Origin of the sequence: Infirmifilum sp. (assembly GCF_049970975.1) — an archaeon.
Lineage (GTDB): Archaea > Thermoproteota > Thermoprotei > Thermofilales > Thermofilaceae > Thermofilum > Thermofilum uzonense.
Map to the genome: position 1 here is coordinate 1 of NZ_JBMFLX010000133.1, position 3,424 is coordinate 3,424.

The 3,424-nt window shown below is 48.9% G+C and carries 2 protein-coding genes; both read left to right on the top strand.

The window, feature by feature from the left end; all coding sequences use genetic code 11:
* The first annotated feature begins 340 nt into the window (after positions 1 to 340).
* Complete coding sequence (locus tag ACP5KC_RS09510; RefSeq protein ID WP_424739093.1) at positions 341 to 2,326, top strand: type II/IV secretion system ATPase subunit; 1,986 nt, start codon at positions 341 to 343, stop codon at positions 2,324 to 2,326.
* A 61-nt stretch (positions 2,327 to 2,387) separates the two neighbouring features.
* Positions 2,388 to 3,424 (top strand): hypothetical protein (locus ACP5KC_RS09515; RefSeq protein ID WP_273434062.1); only part of this gene is annotated, 1,037 nt, incomplete at its 3' end.

Genomic DNA, 3,424 nt, shown 5'->3' on the forward strand with positions numbered 1-3,424 from the left:
TTATGGATAGATAGAATTCTAGGCGTGCCCTTTTGAACCACCGACCTCGGGGTTATGAGCCCCGCGGGATACCTGGCTTCCCCACCCCGCTGCTGGTAGCGGGGGGTGGAATTTCAGGGCACGCCCTCACATATTAAATAATAAGTTATTTTTAAAGTTTTTTGACCCGATACTTGAATGCGAGCAACGATACACACTGCAGTATTATGACGATTAATAAAAAGGGGATTAGTCAAGCTACAGATAAGAGAAAGTTAGGAATAAGTAAATGTTCTTTTGAACGTGGAGCGGAACGTAAAATATTAAATATGACTTTTAGGGGATTATCTATCGTAATCTAATGCCCAAGAGAAAGCCTAAGAAAGCCACGGGTAAGGGGAAGAAGGAGGAGAAGCCTGAGGAGACAGTAGTTCATCTACCGGTTCGAGAGGACTACAAAGTCGTCACAGAGTACTGGGTTGTGGAGCCCTACGCTAAGGTCAAGATAGTTGAGATACCTGAGGCTGGCAATCAGAGGGCGTATTTTGTGGAGGAGGTTCAGCTTACGGAGGAGGAGAGGAAGGCGGTGGACAAGCTCATCGATATTTTGAGCGTGGAGCTTGAGCCGCCAGCCTCTTTTGACGTTGATTTGAGGCAACACGTGATAGATGAGGCTAGACGTCTCGCTGAGAAATATAAGGGGTCTCTTCGTGGAATCGGGGAGGAGAGCTGGGGGAAGGTGATATATTATATTGAGCGTGACCTTGTCGGCTATGGACCAATCGAGGTCTTGATGCGAGACTACAGGCTCGAGGACATCAGCTGTGATGGTGTCGACAGGGCTATACACGTATGGCACAGGGAATATGAGAGTATACCGACAAACATCGTATTTAGGAGCCGTGATTATCTGAGGGAGTTTATCGTCAAGCTCGCTCACATGTCGGGTAAGCATATCTCTGCCGCTTTCCCGATAGTCGACGCGATGCTTCCTGGGAGACACCGACTCGCGGCGACTTACGGTGAAGAGGTTTCTCCAAGGGGTAGCACCTTTACTATACGCAAGTTCCGTGAGAAGCCACTCTCAATAGTCGAGATGGTAGAAGGTGGGAACCTTGATGACTGGACCGCTGCATACCTCTGGCTGATGATTGAGAACAGGATGACGGCGATGGTGATAGGTGCTACCGCCGCAGGCAAAACCACGCTTTTGAACGCCATTGCGAACTTCTTTAAGCCGGGCTTCAAGATAGTAACTATAGAGGAGACGCCTGAACTAAACCTTCCGCACGAGAACTGGGTTCAACTGGTCAGCAGGGAGAGCTATGGTCTAGGTGAGAGCAAGGTTGGACAGATAACCCTCTACGATCTCGTTAAGGTGTCCTTGAGGTATCGTCCTGATTACATTATAGTCGGAGAGGTTAGGGGTGAGGAGGCTTTCGTACTCTTCCAGGCCATGAGTACGGGCCACGGAGGAATGTCGACAATGCACGCTGACTCCCTTGATCGTGCTGTTAAGAGGCTCACAAGCCCCCCTATGAACGTCTCACCCGCTTATATCCCCTCTCTCAACATAGCTCTGTTATCTGAGAGAACAGTTCTTCCTTCAGGCGGGTTTGCGCGTAGGGTAAAGCATGTTTGGGAAGTTGAAGACTTCGAAAAATATAGAGAGGTTGTCAGATGGGACCCGGTAAAGGATACTCATAGGGTTATCTCTGAAAGCTATCATATAAAACACATCGCGGAAAGGACTGGAAAAACCCCCGAGGATATGTACAAGGAGATAGAGCGTAGAAGAGTGGTGCTGAAGTGGATGCAGATGAAAGGCATCAAGGAGACTAAAGACGTCTTCACAGTGATCAACAGGTACTATATGTATCCGGATGAGGTTTATGCGACGGCCTACGCCGAGCTGAAGGAGGCCAACGCGCTCCCACAACCCTTAAAGATAACGCCGAAGGCCGTGGTTGAAGTCATTCCACAGGCCCGACCCGTCGTAGCCAAGCCTGCTATCCAGCCCGCCGCCCAAGTTGCCGCACAGACATCAACAACGGTGAAAATACCAGAGGAGAATAATAGCACGCCAATAGCAGAACCCGTTCCATCCTTACCGCCTGAGGGGACGGCCGTCCTTAAAGCCCTTGCCGTGCTGGGCGGTGAGGGTGACCATGCCTCTGTCTTCTCGCTAACAGCACTTTCACGTGAGCAGTTCGTGAAAGCCGTGGGCGATCTGAGTGGAAAGCGTCTGGTTATTCCAACCCTTATATATGTTGAGGGCAGAGCCACCGTGGGCTACAGGCTGACGAGCGAGGGCGAGGCTCTTGTAAAGAAACTTGGGCTGAAATAGTCTTTCAAAGCTTATAATAGTTAGTTTTTTATCGAGTTATGAAAAGTAGTTTCGAGTAAAAATGGAGTCCCTCATAGCCTTCGTCACAGGCGTTAGTGGTGCTGGTCGATTACCCCTCTTAAGAGAAATCCAAGCAATCAACCCCTCCTTTAGGATTATAGACATAGGGTCGAGAATGTACAAGAAGTCAGACGACCTCGGGATTTCAATCCCTGACGGGAAGATCCTCGACATGGACCCTCTAGCCCTTGACTATCTCAGGGCTGCAACCTTTGAAGATGTCCTGCGGGAAGCAGAGTTAATAAGGACTCAAAGAGATGTGGGAGCAATCAGCACTCATGTATGTTTTCGTTGGAAAAAACATCTCATAAGCGCCTTTAATTTCCACTATGTAAACACCCTTAACCCGGACGTCTATATAAACGTCCTGGACAACGTTCACAACATCTACGTGAACCTACAACACGACAAGGCTTGGCGCGACAGACTGACGTTAAAGGAGATCCTTATATGGAGGGACGAGGAAGCCTTCATCACAAGGATGCTTGCAGAATACCAGAAGAAGCCATTCTACCTCTTCCCGCGCCGCGAAGATCCACACATGCTGGAACGAATTCTATTCAAAGTTGAGAGAGCTAAAAGGGCAGGCGAGAAGCCTATGCCTAAAGCTTACCTCAGCTATCCAATCACTCACGTGAAGGGTAGCCCTGAGGTAATGAAGGCTAAAGACGAGACTAAGCAGAAGCTGAAGGATGCCGGGATAGTCGTCTTCGACCCTATATCTATCGAGGACTCGATATTGATTGACATGGCACACGATGCCGCGTCTAAGGGAAAGGACAAGGTTGAAGTTGAGGTGGACGGAAAGAGAGGAGAGATAAACATCCACGAGATTATGAGCGCGGTGGGAGACATCAAGGATCAGATCGTGGTGCGTGATTACCAGCTGATAAACCAAAGCGACATTATTGTCGTATTCTACCCTACCAGGATGCTTTCACCTGGTGTTCTAAGCGAGATAAAGTACGGATATACACATAACAAGGAAGTGTACGCAATATTCCCCTTTGAAGAGGCTAGCCCCTTCTTTGAGTATTA

What these genes read in the sequence shown, in the direction of transcription:
- ACP5KC_RS09510 (WP_424739093.1), top strand. Translation starts at nt 341, where the DNA reads ATGCCCAAGAGAAAGCCTAAGAAAGCCACGGGTAAGGGGAAGAAGGAG.